Origin of the sequence: Metallumcola ferriviriculae (assembly GCF_035573695.1) — a bacterium.
Classification (GTDB): Bacteria; Bacillota; JADQBR01; order JADQBR01; family JADQBR01; genus Metallumcola; species Metallumcola ferriviriculae.
Window position 1 is genome coordinate 2457222 of the sequence record NZ_CP121694.1, and the last position, 15140, is coordinate 2472361.

General features: G+C 46.0%; 13 protein-coding genes and 2 pseudogenes. All 15 read right to left on the reverse strand.

Annotated elements, in window-relative coordinates:
- Positions 1–7: 7 nt before the first annotated feature.
- The 15 genes and pseudogenes from MFMK1_RS12260 to MFMK1_RS12330 all read right to left on the reverse strand — a co-directional run bounded on the left by MFMK1_RS12260 (position 8) and on the right by MFMK1_RS12330 (position 15106).
- On the reverse strand, positions 8–703 hold the full coding sequence (locus MFMK1_RS12260; RefSeq protein ID WP_366921990.1) for a biotin/lipoyl-containing protein: 696 nt from the start codon (positions 701–703) through the stop codon (positions 8–10).
- A gap of 5 nt (positions 704–708) precedes the next feature.
- A complete protein-coding gene (locus tag MFMK1_RS12265) occupies positions 709–1152 on the reverse strand; it encodes a MarR family winged helix-turn-helix transcriptional regulator (RefSeq protein WP_366921991.1) in 444 nt (147 codons plus the stop codon).
- Between the two features lie 142 nt (positions 1153–1294).
- Positions 1295–2917 carry an HD domain-containing phosphohydrolase gene (locus MFMK1_RS12270; RefSeq protein ID WP_366921992.1) on the reverse strand — a complete coding sequence of 541 codons (1623 nt, stop codon included), beginning with the start codon at positions 2915–2917 and terminating at the stop codon, positions 1295–1297.
- Positions 2918–3058: 141 nt separating this feature from the next.
- On the reverse strand, positions 3059–3448 hold the full coding sequence (locus MFMK1_RS12275; RefSeq protein ID WP_366921993.1) for a hypothetical protein: 390 nt from the start codon (positions 3446–3448) through the stop codon (positions 3059–3061).
- Between the two features lie 56 nt (positions 3449–3504).
- Positions 3505–4707, reverse strand: coding sequence for an MFS transporter (locus MFMK1_RS12280; protein ID WP_366921994.1), 1203 nt, complete (start codon positions 4705–4707; stop codon positions 3505–3507).
- A gap of 286 nt (positions 4708–4993) precedes the next feature.
- On the reverse strand, positions 4994–6268 hold the full coding sequence (locus MFMK1_RS12285; protein WP_366921995.1) for a TRAP transporter large permease: 1275 nt from the start codon (positions 6266–6268) through the stop codon (positions 4994–4996).
- A 1-nt stretch (position 6269) separates the two neighbouring features.
- Positions 6270–6845: a TRAP transporter small permease gene (locus MFMK1_RS12290; protein ID WP_366921996.1), complete on the reverse strand. Its 576-nt coding sequence runs from the start codon at positions 6843–6845 to the stop codon at positions 6270–6272.
- An 86-nt stretch (positions 6846–6931) separates the two neighbouring features.
- Positions 6932–8056, reverse strand: a pseudogene (gene dctP, locus MFMK1_RS12295) (TRAP transporter substrate-binding protein DctP).
- A 102-nt stretch (positions 8057–8158) separates the two neighbouring features.
- A pseudogene (locus tag MFMK1_RS12300) lies at positions 8159–9240 on the reverse strand (M24 family metallopeptidase).
- 68 nt (positions 9241–9308) lie between these two features.
- On the reverse strand, positions 9309–10484 hold the full coding sequence (locus MFMK1_RS12305; RefSeq protein WP_366921997.1) for a M20 metallopeptidase family protein: 1176 nt from the start codon (positions 10482–10484) through the stop codon (positions 9309–9311).
- A gap of 116 nt (positions 10485–10600) precedes the next feature.
- Positions 10601–11332 carry an aspartate/glutamate racemase family protein gene (locus MFMK1_RS12310; protein WP_366921998.1) on the reverse strand — a complete coding sequence of 244 codons (732 nt, stop codon included), beginning with the start codon at positions 11330–11332 and terminating at the stop codon, positions 10601–10603.
- 61 nt (positions 11333–11393) lie between these two features.
- Entirely contained in the window at positions 11394–12389 is a 996-nt protein-coding gene (locus MFMK1_RS12315; RefSeq protein ID WP_366921999.1) for a threonine/serine dehydratase, read from the reverse strand.
- Positions 12390–12486: 97 nt separating this feature from the next.
- Complete coding sequence (locus MFMK1_RS12320) at positions 12487–12876, reverse strand: Rid family detoxifying hydrolase (RefSeq protein ID WP_366922000.1); 390 nt, start codon at positions 12874–12876, stop codon at positions 12487–12489.
- A gap of 43 nt (positions 12877–12919) precedes the next feature.
- On the reverse strand, positions 12920–13735 hold the full coding sequence (locus MFMK1_RS12325; protein WP_366922001.1) for an IclR family transcriptional regulator: 816 nt from the start codon (positions 13733–13735) through the stop codon (positions 12920–12922).
- 135 nt (positions 13736–13870) lie between these two features.
- Positions 13871–15106, reverse strand: coding sequence for a Glu/Leu/Phe/Val family dehydrogenase (locus tag MFMK1_RS12330; protein ID WP_366922002.1), 1236 nt, complete (start codon positions 15104–15106; stop codon positions 13871–13873).
- Positions 15107–15140: the final 34 nt, after the last annotated feature.

The following is a 15140-nucleotide window of genomic DNA, read 5'->3' on the forward strand; positions in this document are numbered from 1 at the left end:
CTCCAAATTAGAGATGCACCTTCACTTTGGCATTCATGCCCGGAAGCACGCTCACGCCAGAATCGTCCGGCAAATTTATCCGTACAGGAATGACCCGAGTAACCTTGGTGAAGCTGCCGCCGCTGTTAGTATCCGGAAGCAAAGAAAATATAGAAGTAGCAGCAAGGCCAATGGACTGTACCTCCCCGTTCAAAACTACTCCGTCAGCTGCATCGAAGGTAACTTCTACCAGCTGACCCTTCGCTACTTCATTAATAAAAGTTTCCTTAATATTCGCTTCCACATAAAGATCATTCATATCCGTAAGCACCGCCAGCACCTGACCCGGTGCCACCGGTTTACCGACAGTGGCATCAGTCTTAATTACCGTGCCATCGGCCGGAGCCCGAAGGAGTTGAGTAACACTACTCCCCCCAGCGGTTACTTCGATACTGCCAATCACCTGGTTTTCCGTCACCTTTGAGCCGGTCTGCACCAGCCACTCATTAATCACGCCGGACCCGCCGGGAGCAATGTTTATCAATTCGCCGGTTACGTTGGCATTTTCCGTAACAATATAATGGCTGTTTTGGTAACTGTAATACCAAGCGATCCCTGCACCTCCCACTACTGCCAGCGCCAGGATAATACCGATAACCATCATCCTTTTGCCATTTCCCTTGCCCTTAATTTCCTGCGTCTTTTCCATCACTGTCTCAGCCATTGCTCTCACCTCTTGGGTTGAAGTTTTTGCGTAATAAATTCGAGATTTGCTGTTATTTCCTTTAATTTATCCGGTGATATATCACCAAACACCAAGCTCAGTTCCCGAGCTAAAACCGTTTCAAATTCCTTTTTGACTTCGGCTGCTCCATCTTCCAACTGTACCAGTACGGCTCTCCGGTCATCAACGTGCCGCACCCTGCGAACCACGCCCTTAGCTTCCAGCCGATCTAAAATGCTGGTCATAGTGCTAGGGGGGATGCCCAACTTATCGCTGATGTAGCTGGCCCTTGGCGATCCTTCTTCCTTCACCAATCGCACTACCATCATTTCCGTAACCGTAAGACTACCTTGTTGTTCCAGCCGAGGCTGTACCAAGCAGTGTAACCCCCGGTGAGCACGGCTAATCAACCTTGCCATTTGCAACAATTGCTCCTGATTAGTAGCCAAAAACGTCCCTCCTAAAGTTCCATCTCGAATATTTCCATATCGAAATATTACTTTATCTATATTACCACTTGGTGTTCCTTGCGTCAACGAACAAAAAATAAGCAAAAATAAACACCTGCAGTGTGCCATACACACCCAGATGTTAACTTATTGCATTTTTAAGTCCTATATCATTTATTTGCGACATTTCCAGCAAACTCTCTACTCTTATAAAAGCCTCCACGACCCCGGGGTCGAATTGGCTGCCGGCGTTGTGCCTAATTTCTGCCACAGCTTCGCGCCGGTCTTTCCGCCTCCGGTAAGCACGGTCTGAGGTCATGGCCTCGTAAGCATCAGCTACCGCAATGATACGGCCTGCCAAAGTTATATTTGCCCCGGCGATACCTGCGGGATAGCCCGTTCCGTCGAATTTTTCATGATGCTGTCCCACCCAAACCGCTTCCTCTTCAAGGCCGCTTACCCTCTTAATCAGTTCCTCACCCACAACCGGATGGGCCTTAATTAAGTTAAATTCTTCATCGTCTAGTTTGCCCGGCTTGTTGAGTACTGCATCGGCTATACCTACTTTACCGACATCATGCAATAGACTTGCTGTTTCGAGCTTCACCAATGCCTCTTTTTCAAACCCCAGTGCTTCACCTATCATCACCGCAATATTAGCCACCCGCTGAGAATGCTGATGGGTATAACGGTCTTTTAAATCTACCATTTTAGCAGCCATATGAACAATTTCATCATTTTTTATCTCTAGCTTTGAAATATTATCAAGATTCTTCAGATAAACTGCCAATGCATGCCGTAATATCGCCAGCATCTCCATCTCTTCAGTACCAAAAGCATGGTGATGGTTACAATTGGCCACTACTATTAGGCCGTATATTTCGTCCCCATGAAGAATGGGGGAATACATGCAGCTTTTAAAATCTCCAATAAATTCCCTTAGGATAGGAATTTTCTCCGATACGACATACCATTTGTTAAAAAGGGGATTATCTCTGGTACTGCTGAGGCTTTCAACCCTGTCTGAAAGAAGCGCTTGATGCTGCAGAATAACCTCTCGACTAATGGCAAAACGCTTGGATACTGTCCTTTTAGTTTGGTCCTTTAAGTAGACAGCATAATCACCATCTTGACCAGGCAGCGCAAAGACAACTTTCTCCGCATGGCCGATATACTTTAGATAGGAATCCATCAGCATCGATACCTCTTCTACATCTTTAAGGCCTGACATAGCCGAAGCCAATCTGCTTAAAGACTCCATGGCTTTACGGTTTTTCCTCAGTCTGCCCGCTTGTATTTCCGGCATCAATTCCATTGACCTTTCCTGCTGGACTTTTGCCCTATGCCGGGCAATAAAGCCCACCAATATCGCGGTAGCGAAAGTGATACCAATCTGAAGCAGCGCCTTTAACAAATGTGGTCCGATATACGATGCATAATAAAAACCTGCCGCAGCCAGCAACCCCGCTATAACCGTCTGAATCCGGCCATAAAAGTAACCCATTAAAATAAATTCCACTATGTAAAGAGGATGAAAGACGCTGCCTACCCCCCCGCTAACTTTGACTAAGGCGGAGATAAGAAAGATATCCGCGAACATCGCCGGATAGGGTTCAAAATTTATTATAAACTTATTATCATAAGATTTCAGTGTTACGATAAGCATAAATGCAAAAAAACCCAACATCACGCTGGTGATAAGAATCATCCTAGCCCGAGGTTCAAGGAAAAATGATGCAATCAATGCTATGGAAAGTAAAATCATACGATAGGTCTGCAGCCACTTGTGAACCCGACTAAGCTTTTTGATATAATCACTCCCCCCGACAACAATTCGCGTACAGGGAAATTATATCGCAGTTATACTGTACTCACAAGGGCCCTTAGTCATAACTAACTTTTTAAGCTAATCAGCCAAACGGATCATGGTGTAGTTAGTGACCACCACCCCATACGATATGAAGGCCACCAATGTAGAAATTACACTTAATGTTCCCTCATCCATCACCGGTGCTATCAAGGTTGAAGCACTGGCGATGGGCAGCACGACCACCCAAAGTGCCAGCCCGTACATGATACCAACGGACCACGGCCCCCACTGCTGCAGCCATTCAAAAAACTGAACCAAATAATACATTAGATATCCCAGCATCTGTCCGAATAACAGCACCAAAATCAGCCTTCCCGGCGTCATGGCCACTTCCAGCCGAGAAAAACCGGCAATCTCAGTCAAGGTAATAACCGCTAATGCTGTCAGTGTAGCAAAGAAATAGCCCACATGAATACTGCGGTTCAATCATATCATCCCCCGTCGGTTTGATGAAACTGTACCGCTAGTGTTTCCAGATTTATTTAATTTAATGACCGAAGTGATTGTTTAACTGTGGACTGTTTCAAATTTCTCAATAATAACAGAGCGGCTATCATTATCGCTGCGCCTGTGACGGCAAAAGATAGACCCATCCCTATCCAGTCCGCAGCAACACCGAAAATAAAGGAGCCAATACCAAAAAAACAGTCGATGGTACTTTCCTGTACCGCCAGCACCGTGCCCCGCATTCTTTTGTCCGCCAGATCCACCAACCAGGCAATAGAGGTCAGAAGGGCACCGCCAAAGCCAAATCCTGCGAGGATACTGCTGACTATCAGTATCATTGCGGACAACGGGAGAAAAAAGAGTATCGCCGTACCAAGGCCCATTAATACCAGCTCCGGCAGCAGCACAGCAGCCCTGCCAAAGCGGTCGGAAAGAAAACCCACGGCCAGGTTAGCCGCGATTGCGGCCACGCCAAAGTAGGTAAAATAAAAGCCTGGATTGACTACCTGGGTCACCCGAGAAATATAAAGAGAAGTGAAGGTAAGCAGCACACCATAACTAATCGAAATTAAAGCGATACTGAAAAAAGCGGGGCGCAGGTTAATATTGGTAAGAACGGCTTTGAAGGAGGTCAAAGAACCGGAATGTTCCCACTTATCCACCGGCGGCGTCTTGATCACTGTCATCAAGATGACCGCCACGGCACCAGCTGCAAAAGCTACTTTAAACCATAAATCATAGCCGCTGTGATTAATTATTGCCATAGCAAGCGGCGGGCCACTTAATAGGGCCAAGGTGTTTACCAGCCGATAGGCACCGATATAGCGCCCCATTTTTTCAGCCGGTGCCATATCCGCCACAAAGGAACTACCGCTGGATAAAAAAGCAGCCAAGCCGATGGCCTGATAAATCCTGGCTAGTCCCAGCATCCATAAATTATCACTGATTAGGAAGAAAAACGGAGCAGTACCAAAGGCAATGGCACCGACCAATAAAGGTGCTTTTCTTCCCAGTCTGTCAGTCATCGGGCCAAAGTAAAAACGCATAACGATGGCCGCTAAGTAGAAAAGCACTGATTGAATCCCCGCAGTCATTTCCGAGCCGCCTAAAAACAATGTATACATGGGTAAGATAGTTATAGCCGTATAGAAGTTAAGAAACACCACATAGGCTACGCCAAAAAAAGCCAACAAATGTATCGAATTACCTGAAACCTTATTCTTTGTAACCTCTAACATGGCTATCACTCCAAACCATCATAAATAATAACTTGGCCCACGCCGAGTTATCTCTGTCCCCTGGGGCTGCCACCCCTTCGGTGTCACTACGGAACTACCGACCCCGTAACGGTAAGGGATAATCTGCAGTAAAAGCTGCATCCTTAAGCAGCATAGCAATACCAAAATTCGAAAACAGAGGCAACCCAATAGGTGTTACCTCTGCTTGATATCTTATTAAGAATATCTTATTTTAATTGTGTATTATACTCAATCTGCCAACAATTTACCACTTCCCGATCAATCTTTATAACATACTGTTTGGCAGGAAGAGGGCAATTTGCGGGAAGAGCACTAACAAAACGTTTACAAAAAGAAGAATTAGAATAAACGGCAGCGCATGCCCAATTACCTCTAGATAGGGCCGTCGAAACACCAGTTGGGCGGTAAAAATATCACAACCAAATGGTGGCGTCGCCGAACCGATCGCTGCCTGAAGTGTGACAATGGTTCCCAATAAAACCGGATTGATTCCGGTGTGCAGTACGTATGGAGCAAAAACGGGGCTTAAAACATAAATTGCTACGATCGGATCTACAAACATACAGGCAATAAAGTAGGCAATTGCAACCAAAACTATAACGCGTAATTGCGATGGGTCTGCTCCTATTATCCCCGGCAGTACCTCTTGAGGCAGCCTCAAAAAGCTAATCAACCAGGAAAATACTTGGCCTGCACCCACTAAAATAAAAACCACCCCGGTAATAAGTCCAGTTGCCAAAAATGCGTTGACGAGAGTTTCTTTAGTAAGGCTGCGGTACATCACACCTTCAAGAAATATGGCATAAGCTACTCCCATTGCCGCCGCTTCAGTTGGGGTAAAAAATCCACCATAAATACCGCCGACAATAATAGCGGGAAATCCAAGCACTAAAGCACCATCTTTAATCGCATCTTTACGCTCACTCCAGCTGGCTTTTTCAGCGTTTCCTATCCCCTTTATCTTGGAGTAAGCATAGCAGTATAATGAGAATAAGAAGGCGATTAACAAGCCGGGGCCAATACCGGCAAGGAACAGCTTGCCAATTGAGGTTCCGGTCACTACTCCATAGACAATAAAGCCAATGCTGGGCGGGATCAGAAAGGCTATATCACTGGAATTAATAATCAGTCCCAGCGTAAATGAACTCGGATACCCAGCCTTAAGCAGCATCGGCCGCATAGCCCCGCCAATTGCAGACACCGTAGCCTGAGTCGACCCGGAGACAGCGCCAAAAAGAGTGCAGCTTAAGTTCGTTGTAATTGGCAGACCACCGGGTATATGGCCTACAAATGACCTGATCATTCGAATAAGCTTTTGCGAGGACTTTCCGGAGGTGATGATTTCTGCCGCTAAGATAAACATAGGTACTGCCACCAAAGCCGGCGGACTTACCCCCGATATAATCTGCTGAACAACCACGTTCATATTGAAACCGGGCAAATAAATAAAGAAATATAATAATGTTGATCCCAACAAAGTTACCATAAATGGAAAACCCAGCAGTAACAGAATGATCATAGTTAAGAATACTAGTAGCATACTATACTTCACCCTTTACATTTTCGATTTCATACTCGCTTTTTTGCTGGGGCGATAGCCAAACATCTTTTTCAACAATGTTTTTAATTATTGTTCGAATATATTGGATTCCTGCCAAGAAAAAACCGATAGGAAGAACTGCCCAAAAAGTCCAGTAAGGCAGCCGTAATGCCGGTGTGGTGTGAGACATTGTCATACTTTCCATTGTATATCCAAAAGAATATTTAAACATTAAAAACATCAGCACCATGCTTACACCGGAAATAATAAAAATTAGTACTTTCTGCAAGCGAGGACCCATCGCGTCAAAAATAGCGCCCATACGAATATGCCGCGCCCTGCGAACTGCGTAGCTCAAACCGGTGAAGGTTATTAATAACACTAAGAACTGGGAAACCTCTTCAACAAAATATATACTGGTAAAAAAAGTACGAGCAATGACATTAACGATCCATAATGTGGTTAGTGCAAAAACCCCCGCGCTCAACGTCCAGTATTCAAGCCACTCAACAATATTCGCTATTTGCTTGAAAAAGGACCATACAGTTTTTAGCGCGCCGCCACTTTTCTTTTCCACCAAGATACCCCCTTTCGGAAACCCCGGCGGCGGGATATTTCCCGCCGCGAAGTATCCCTGCTTCCGTCTGTTTGTGCCTTGTTGTTTTACTCTATACCCAGGGCTTCTTTAGCGTCTTTGATATCTTTTTGCAGTACCTGAAGGATCTCTTCTGCACCGTCGCCGCCAACTTCTAGGAATTTAGGATAAACTGTTTCTGCCTTTTCTTCCCACCTGGCAACTTCCTCATCACTAAGTTTGATTACCTTGAGCTCAGGCTTTTCTTCCAGCATTTTTTCTAAATCTGATTGGTTGCGATCTTCAATCCACTCAGCAGCCGGAATAACGGCATCCGCCCACCATTGCTTCATCTCTTCTTGCTTTTCCTTGGAGAGGGAGTCAAAGAACTTCTGATTAACCGTGGGAATCCCCAGGAAAGGTTCAGCATAGGTCTGGGTTAAAGATTCTTGTACTTCAAAGAAATTCATACTCTTAATGGCAAAGAGCGGGTTAATTTGACCCTCAATAGTGCCCATCTGCAGCCCACTGTATACTTCGCCATAGGACATGGGTGTCGGCACCATACCATAGGCCTTATAGTCTTCAACCAAAAGCTTAGAACCCATAATCCGAGCTTTAAAACCGTTCATGTCTTCTAAGGTTTCGATAGGCTCATTCGAGGAGATCCACTGCCATCCTTCAAACATTACACTTAAAGGTACCAGGCCGTTTTTCCGGAAAGCTTTTTCCAGGACGTCCATGAATTCACCGTTCTTAACAACCTAATCCAATACTTCCGGCGTATTCTCTTTGGGCCACATGTAGTGAAGCGCCAACACTTGAGCTTCGGGCACAAAGGAACTGATCCAAGCAAAATCGGAGAAGACATATTCCACTACACCAAGCTGAGCTAATTCATTAATGTCACGAGTATCGCCCAATGTTCCATAGGGATAAACCTCAATATCCAAATTGCCTTCTGAGGTCTCACGCATATCATCGGCAAATTTTTCTGCCCACACCGTCATAAAGTCGCCTTCAATTTCTTCAGAAACAAATTTCGCCTCAATTTTCTCCGCCGGTTCTGTGCTTTCCTTACCAGATTCTGTGCTTTCCTTAGCAGGCTCTTGCTTACCCGCTTCCTTGTCACCTTCTGTTCCTGAAGAACCACAGCCGATTGCCAAAAGCCCAACCAACAAAATCACCGTAATAAGCATTAATTTCTTTTTCATGGTAATATATGACCTCCTTTAGCACTCTTATTTTCTCTCCTGTTACATCCCAGTGCCAAGCCTTATTTTCTTGCCGGACCCCACCTCCTTGCCGAATGTTATTTATTTAATGAATAGCTTCCGGGGGAAATTTGCCAATGTTTCCGCACCCTTTTCAGTTACTACAAAAGCCTCACTAATTTCCACGCCGAAGTTATCAAACCACATACCCGGGATACAGTGAAATGCCATGTTTGGCTTTAAGACGGTTTTGTCACCAGGCCTAATACTGGCAGTGTGCTCGCCCCAATCTGGCGGGTAGTTAAGGCCGCAGGCATAGCCGATACGGGATTCCTTCTCTAGGCCGTACTTTTTCAGCACGCCTCTCCATGCCGCTTCAACTTCTTCACAGGTTACACCGTTCTGGACATGGGAGAGTGATAACGCTGATAGCAGCCGGCAATCTCAATAATCACCGCTTCGTCCTCTTTGTATTTCTGGTCGGTCCAAGTGAGATGCGGCGCCCCTGTTTGGTCGCCGGACGGCATCAGCGGAACAATTGCCGGATAGTCCCCGCCGAACTCCTTAGTGCCGCTAATTTGAGCTTGATAAATGGCAGCTGCGGCGTCGCATTGTCTCACGCCAACATCGACACTATCAATCGCCACCTGCATTGACTTTTCTACTATTCTTGCTGCTCGCTTCATAAAAGCAAGTTCATTATCTGATTTAATAATACGTACCCAATTTACGACGTTAGTCCCATCCTGAAATTTGGCGTCGGGAAGGCCGTATTGTAATCTTTCGTAGGCTTTAGCGGAAAAATAGTACGCATCCATTTCCACACCAAATGTCTTTTTACCGGCGCCTTTCTTCTTCATAATGTCAGCTAAACGGTCCATAGGATGCTTAATAGTGCTCTGAACGTAATCATCGCTGTAGGACAGAATGTTTTCGTCCTTAATCCAGGTAGTTACCTTGGCTCCTACCAGTGCGTCTTGATAACGGCCAAACCAAATGGGTTCCTCTTCATCAGCCATTACCACCACCATTTGATGTACATAAAACGACCAAGAATTGTAACCAGTCAAATAACACATATTAGCGGGGTCAGCTACCAACAGAACATCGATTCCCTTTTGACTCATGCTTTCCTTTACTTTCCGGAGTCTGTCCAGGTATTCCGTCTTTTCAAAGGACAACATTTTTTCCAAACCTCCCTGTTAAAGTATATTTGAATTACTTAAATTATAAATAAAGGCCATGCCCTTATTTACCCCTCAAAAAATGCCAATGCTGTTCTCAAATGCATCTCCAATCCAGTGGCTAAAGTGTCTTCATCTATGTTGAAACACGGGTGATGGTGCGGATAATTCGTTCCTTTTTCCTTATTGCCCGTACCTACAAAATAGAATGCACTGGGTATCCGTCTGCTGAACTCCGCAAAATCATCCCCGGCCATCACCAGTTCGGATACGACACTGCCGGGCGAGCCAAGGGTCTCTTCAGCAGCAGCAGCAACAATCTTCGCCATACCGACGTCATTAATAATGGCGGGATTGCTGGGAATGTAGGTCAGCTTGTATTGCGCACCCATAGTAGTACAAACACTGCTTACTATTTCTTCGAATTTATTCTGAAGCCACCTCTTACCTTCATCCTCGTTTTCATACAAGAACCTGATGGTACCGCCCATTTGCACCTGCTCCGGGATAATATTTCGTCCGGTTCCACCGTTTATCTTGCCAAACATTATGGTAGTCGGCTGCCGGGCATCCACCAACCTGGTTTGAATTACCTGCATGTTTTGCACAATTTGGCAGGCAGCCATGATCGGGTCTACAGCCGTTTGCGGGGTGGAGGTGTGACCACCCTTACCAATAATGGTCAGTTCAAATTCTTCACAAGCCGCCATCACCGGCCCCGGAACCACGCCAATTTTCCCACTGTCAATCGGCGCCCACAGATGCAGGCCCAAAGCAGCATCTACAGCCGGGTTTGTCAGGACACCTTCGTTAATCATAGCCATTGCTCCGGCCGTTTCTTCACAAGGTTCAAAGATAAACTTAATGTTACCCTTGATTAGCTCCTTGTGTTTCGCTAAAATTTTCGCTGCCACCAGCAGAATGGCAGTATGACCATCATGCCCGCAAGCATGTGATGCTCCTTGATAGACAGACTTGAAGGGCAATTCCGTCATTTCCTGAACCGCCAGCGCATCAATATCAGCGCGAAGCATCAACGTTCGTCCCGAAGCACTACCTTTAAGTAATCCAACCACCCCTGTTTTAGCCACCTTTGCGGCCTCTATACCCAAGTCCTTAAGATACTGCACAATAATGTCAGAAGTCCGATATTCCTCAAACCCCAATTCAGGATGTTTGTGAAAATCTCTTCGTAATGCTACCAATTCATCAAAATGGCTTGTTACCTCCCGACTTATATCCACGGTTCTTCCCCCTAAAATCTTTAGCATTACAATTCCGTTCTGCTTAAAGTAGTTTTATTAAAGATTAGACAGGACTATTTTTTCTAGACAAATTTCGCTTGATAATACATCGGCTGCTACATAAAGCCGGTAAATGGCCGCTTAATCAAAGCAGTGTATACATAGTTAATCATCGTAACATAATCAAAAACCGGAAGATTGACTGCCTTTTGCACTGCTGCACCATAAGGTGGCAGCATGCTGCATTCCAGCAAGATTGCCTTAACCTTAGGGTCTTGAGCCGTTAATTCTCGAGACGCTGATACAACTTCCTGCTCAATTTTTTCCGCATCCAGCGTTCCTGTTTCTATAATTGCAGCCTGGTGGAAGTTTTTCTTATCCTCCAGCCCTTTAATGCTAATGGGAATATCCTCAGTGACACCAACAGCATTAAGTAGGGTGCTGTTAAATGAGCCCGAATTTGCTACGATTATGCCTACCTTTTCATCCCTTTTAAGCATGCGGGAAATAAAAGGCACCTGCAGTAAGCTTGACAAAAACACCGGCACCTCAAGCTCGTTAGCCAACTGTTGTTGATAAAGAGCCATGTAACCGCAATCACCGGTTACGGCTTTTACCCCTTCATTTACCAATTCCCTGCCGGCTTCCATTAATGAATCAAGCACCGTCAAGTCATGATTAAAAATCCTCTCAGCAGTAAACCCCTTGACCACCTTATAACGAACAGGAAAAGAATAAGTAGACGCATTACCCACATCTCCGGGAATAAAGGGTGCGAAGGTATCGAGAAGCAGTACCCCGATTGCCTCCCCGTAACTTACCTGGCCTGGTCTTGCTTCATAAATCATCAGTTTCTCCTCCATTTTGCTGCTGTGGCTCACAACCCATTTTATTTGGAGCGATGTGTCATTATAGGTACGGCTGGGTTGCGTCAATAAATGCTTCAGCATCAACGTTTCTTCCCGAGATAATCAACGCCGCCCTACTGCCGGGGGATATCACTTTCTTCTCCCTCAGCGCGGCTACACAGGTAGCGGATGCGCCCTCTGCCACTAGGCGGTGCCATTTAAAAAGGTGTGCCATGCCGTCTGCAATAGCGCTTTCGGAGACAAGCACGGTATCATCTACATACTGCCGAACCATCGGGAAGCTATATTGATTATTTGCACCGATACCGCCTAGCAGACTGTCAGCCAGCGTATCCACTTCATCCAGCACCACCGGTTTACCCTGCCGAATGCTGTGATACATTACTGCCCCCTCCTGCATGGAAACGCCAATGGTACGAATGTTTGCATCAGTGGCTTTAAGCGCCAAAGCCACCCCCGCTATTAATCCTCCGCCCGACAGCGGCACAACTACCGTATCCAAACCGGGGCAATCCTCAATTAATTCCAAGCCAATGGTTCCTTGTCCGGCAATTACATGCGGGTCATCAAAAGGTTCTATCACGCTAAGACCCTTTGCCGCAGCTAATTTATAACAGTACTCTCCGGCTTCATCCTGACTAATACCACTTATTTTTAAAATAGCCCCCATGCTCATCAGCGCCTTGACCTTGGCTTGAGGTACCCGGTTAGAAATAAATACGTAAGCCGGGATGCCCAGTTGTTTGGCAATATACGATACCGCCAGGCCGTGGTTGCCGGTGGAATATGTCGCTACCCCCCGCCGCTGCTGATCTATGGTCAGACTCAAAATTTTATTGGCAGCTCCACGAATTTTGAAAGCTCCGATTGGTTGATAGAGCTCTAATTTCAGATAAATTTCTGCATCAAATTCCTCTGATAACTCCGGGCACCGAACTAACGGTGTGCGTACCACACTGCCGCTGATTCTGCTGCGCGCAGCCCATACATCACGAATACCCGGAAGTTTCCCCATTGAATTCTCGCCGTTTGTCATATCCATCCTCCCTCCGCAGTGGCTTACACTACCTGTTGTCCAACAAGCCTAAGCAGAGAATAGAAGCAATTTAAACATGCATATCAGTTTCAACATTCTACAATTTATCTAGCATGGCAATTACATCAATTTCCACAAGAGAACCGCCGGGAATACCACTTTCTACCGTAGTTCTGGCCGGAGCTGGAATGTTAAAGTACTGCTTATAAACTTCGTTATAACCGTCAAAATCATTAATGTCCGCCAAGTGAGCACCAACCTTAACCACATCATCCATAGTGCAGTGCGCTGCGGCCAGGATGTTCTTGATATTTTCCATCACCTGTTTGGTCTGTACTTTTATATCGCCTTCCACCAACTCATCAGTACCGGGCTTTTCCGGGGTTTGGCCGCTGACAAATACAAACTGACCACATTTGACAGCCGGGCTGTATGCACCCGCCGGCACCGGCGCGTTTTCGGGATAAATACGTGTTTTATCTACCATTTCTTTCTCAACTCCTTTGATGAAATCTTCGCTGCCCTTTTACCTATTCAATACGGGCAGCTGCAGTTTCCCCGCTGGCACGTTCATGACCTAAATGAGCGGAAATCTTTTTAGTAACTTCTCGCAAATCATCTTTTATTTCCATGATTTTAGAAAAGCTCATCCGAAAGGAAGGACCAGTAACACTTATCGCCGCTACAATTTGACCGTTATAATTGCGGATTGGCATGGAAATACAGGATAGGCCAAAACAAAATTCCTCATTATCAATTGCGTACCCCTGTTCCCGCACTTTTTCCAATTCCTTAATGAACGCATCCGGTGAAGTAATTGTCTGGTTGGTATGGGCCTGCATTTCGCTTCCGAGAAGCGCTCTGACCTGCTGCTCATCCATCTCCGAAGTAAGCACTTTCCCTAAAGCCGTAGGATGTATCGGTTCTCGGGTACCTACCTCCAAGCTTGCTCTCAAAGCAGTTTCCGGGTTAACCTTAGAAATAATTACTACCCCGTCACCCACTCTTACTCCCACATTCACTGTCTCCCCGTGCTTATCACACAAACCCTGCAAATCAGCAGCATCAATATTATTGAGACTACGCTGATGCGGGACGGATGCTCCCAATTCAAATAAACGCCAGCTGAGCCGGTATTTATTTGCGGGGGTTTTTTCAACATAGCGGTATCCTGCCAGCGTATCCAAAATTCTGTGGATAGTGCTCTTACCTATGCCCAGCCTTTTACTCAGTTCAGTAACTCCAAGCCCCTCTCCACCGTCAACTTTTGATAATATTTCTACGATATCCAGGGCCTTTTCTAAAGTCTGTACCGGGTATTTGGGGCTATGGGAATTTGAAGGCATTTTTTTCACCTACCATTCTTGTTCTGTTATACAGAACTGTATTGTACTATTTATGACAATATTTCGACAAATGCATAGCAAACCCTTTTAATTGTTGAAAAGATTCAAAATACTTTTTTTGAGGGGGAGCCGGTTTTAGACCCAGCCCCTCATTTTTACTGCCGCACTGATCTTACGCAGAGCATTAATCCAGGCAGCGACACGTAAAGGTACATCAAATTCCTTAGCTGCAGCGATGGTTTCCCGATAAGCAGTCAGCATTCTTCCGTTTAATTTCTCTTTTACCTTATCCATGCTCCAATAATCATCAGTCAACCCTTGGATGCGCTCAAAGTGACAGGCAATCGCGCCGCCTACATTGGTAACAACGTCCGGAACAATCATAATTCCTTTTTCCAAGAGAATTTTTTCCGCTGCAGTAGTCACCGGTCCGTTGGCACATTCTGCTATTAACTTCGCTTTAATACGGTCAGCATTTTCATCGTTAATGACACTCTGTACCGCGGCGGGAGCCAAGAGGTCCACGTCCATTTCCAGCAGTTCCTCATTGGAAATAGGCTTGGTACCGGCAAAGTCCACCACATAACCAGTTTCCTCTACGTGCTGCTCCAATGCGGCAATATCGATACCCTCGGCATTATAGACAGCACCCTTAATATCGCTGACAGCTACCACTTTGAAACCCGCATCAAAGAGCAGTCTTGCGGCAGTGGCACCAACCTGGCCAAATCCCTGTACAGCTACGGTGCATCCTACTTCCAACCCCGCATCTCTAACCGCTTCCATCATCACATAGAAGGCGCCCAGACCGGTAGCTTCGTGGCTGCCGACGGTACCATTTACTTCCGCCGGCTTATCATTAATAGCCGCTGGGCTATGGAAACCCATTATTTCCTCGTACTCATCCAGCATCCATGCTTGAGTCTGCGCACTGGTACCGATATCCGCACCGGGCACATCCACCCAAGCACCCTTCAAAGGCAGCTTGCGCATATAGGCTCTGGTAAGTCTTTCTAATTCCCATTTGCTCATCGCGGACGGGTCACAGATGATGCCGCCCTTGCCGCCGCCGGCAGGAATACCTCCTACGGCGTGCTTGATAGTCATCCAAAGAGCCAGGGCTTTTACTTCGTCTATAGTAAGGTTAGGCATAAAGCGGGTGCCGTCTTTTACCGGACCTAAAGCATCGTTACAGTGCACCCGGTAGGCAGTAAAAATTTCCACTTCGCCGTTATCCATACGCATGGGAATGGTGAATTCCATAATCCGCTTGGGCTTGCTTAGCAGTTCAATCACCTTGGGGTCGATGCCGCCTTTTTCGCCGGCACTGCGCAGTGTGTTTAAGGCAGTTTCAAAAGGATTTCTACTCATTGTTTCTTCCCTCCATTTTGTATATTTATCTTCA

Bases quoted from the DNA above. Each gene is read 5' to 3' on its own strand.
- MFMK1_RS12325 (WP_366922001.1), bottom strand. From the start codon at position 13,735: ATGCCTTCAAATTCCCATAGCCCCAAATACCCGGTACAGACTTTAGAA.
- MFMK1_RS12320 (WP_366922000.1), bottom strand. From the start codon at position 12,876: ATGGTAGATAAAACACGTATTTATCCCGAAAACGCGCCGGTGCCGGCG.
- MFMK1_RS12310 (WP_366921998.1), bottom strand. From the start codon at position 11,332: ATGATTTATGAAGCAAGACCAGGCCAGGTAAGTTACGGGGAGGCAATC.
- MFMK1_RS12260 (WP_366921990.1), bottom strand. From the start codon at position 703: ATGGCTGAGACAGTGATGGAAAAGACGCAGGAAATTAAGGGCAAGGGA.
- MFMK1_RS12285 (WP_366921995.1), bottom strand. From the start codon at position 6,268: ATGCTACTAGTATTCTTAACTATGATCATTCTGTTACTGCTGGGTTTT.
- MFMK1_RS12280 (WP_366921994.1), bottom strand. From the start codon at position 4,707: ATGTTAGAGGTTACAAAGAATAAGGTTTCAGGTAATTCGATACATTTG.
- MFMK1_RS12315 (WP_366921999.1), bottom strand. From the start codon at position 12,389: ATGACAAACGGCGAGAATTCAATGGGGAAACTTCCGGGTATTCGTGAT.
- MFMK1_RS12270 (WP_366921992.1), bottom strand. From the start codon at position 2,917: ATGATTTTACTTTCCATAGCATTGATTGCATCATTTTTCCTTGAACCT.
- MFMK1_RS12330 (WP_366922002.1), bottom strand. From the start codon at position 15,106: ATGAGTAGAAATCCTTTTGAAACTGCCTTAAACACACTGCGCAGTGCC.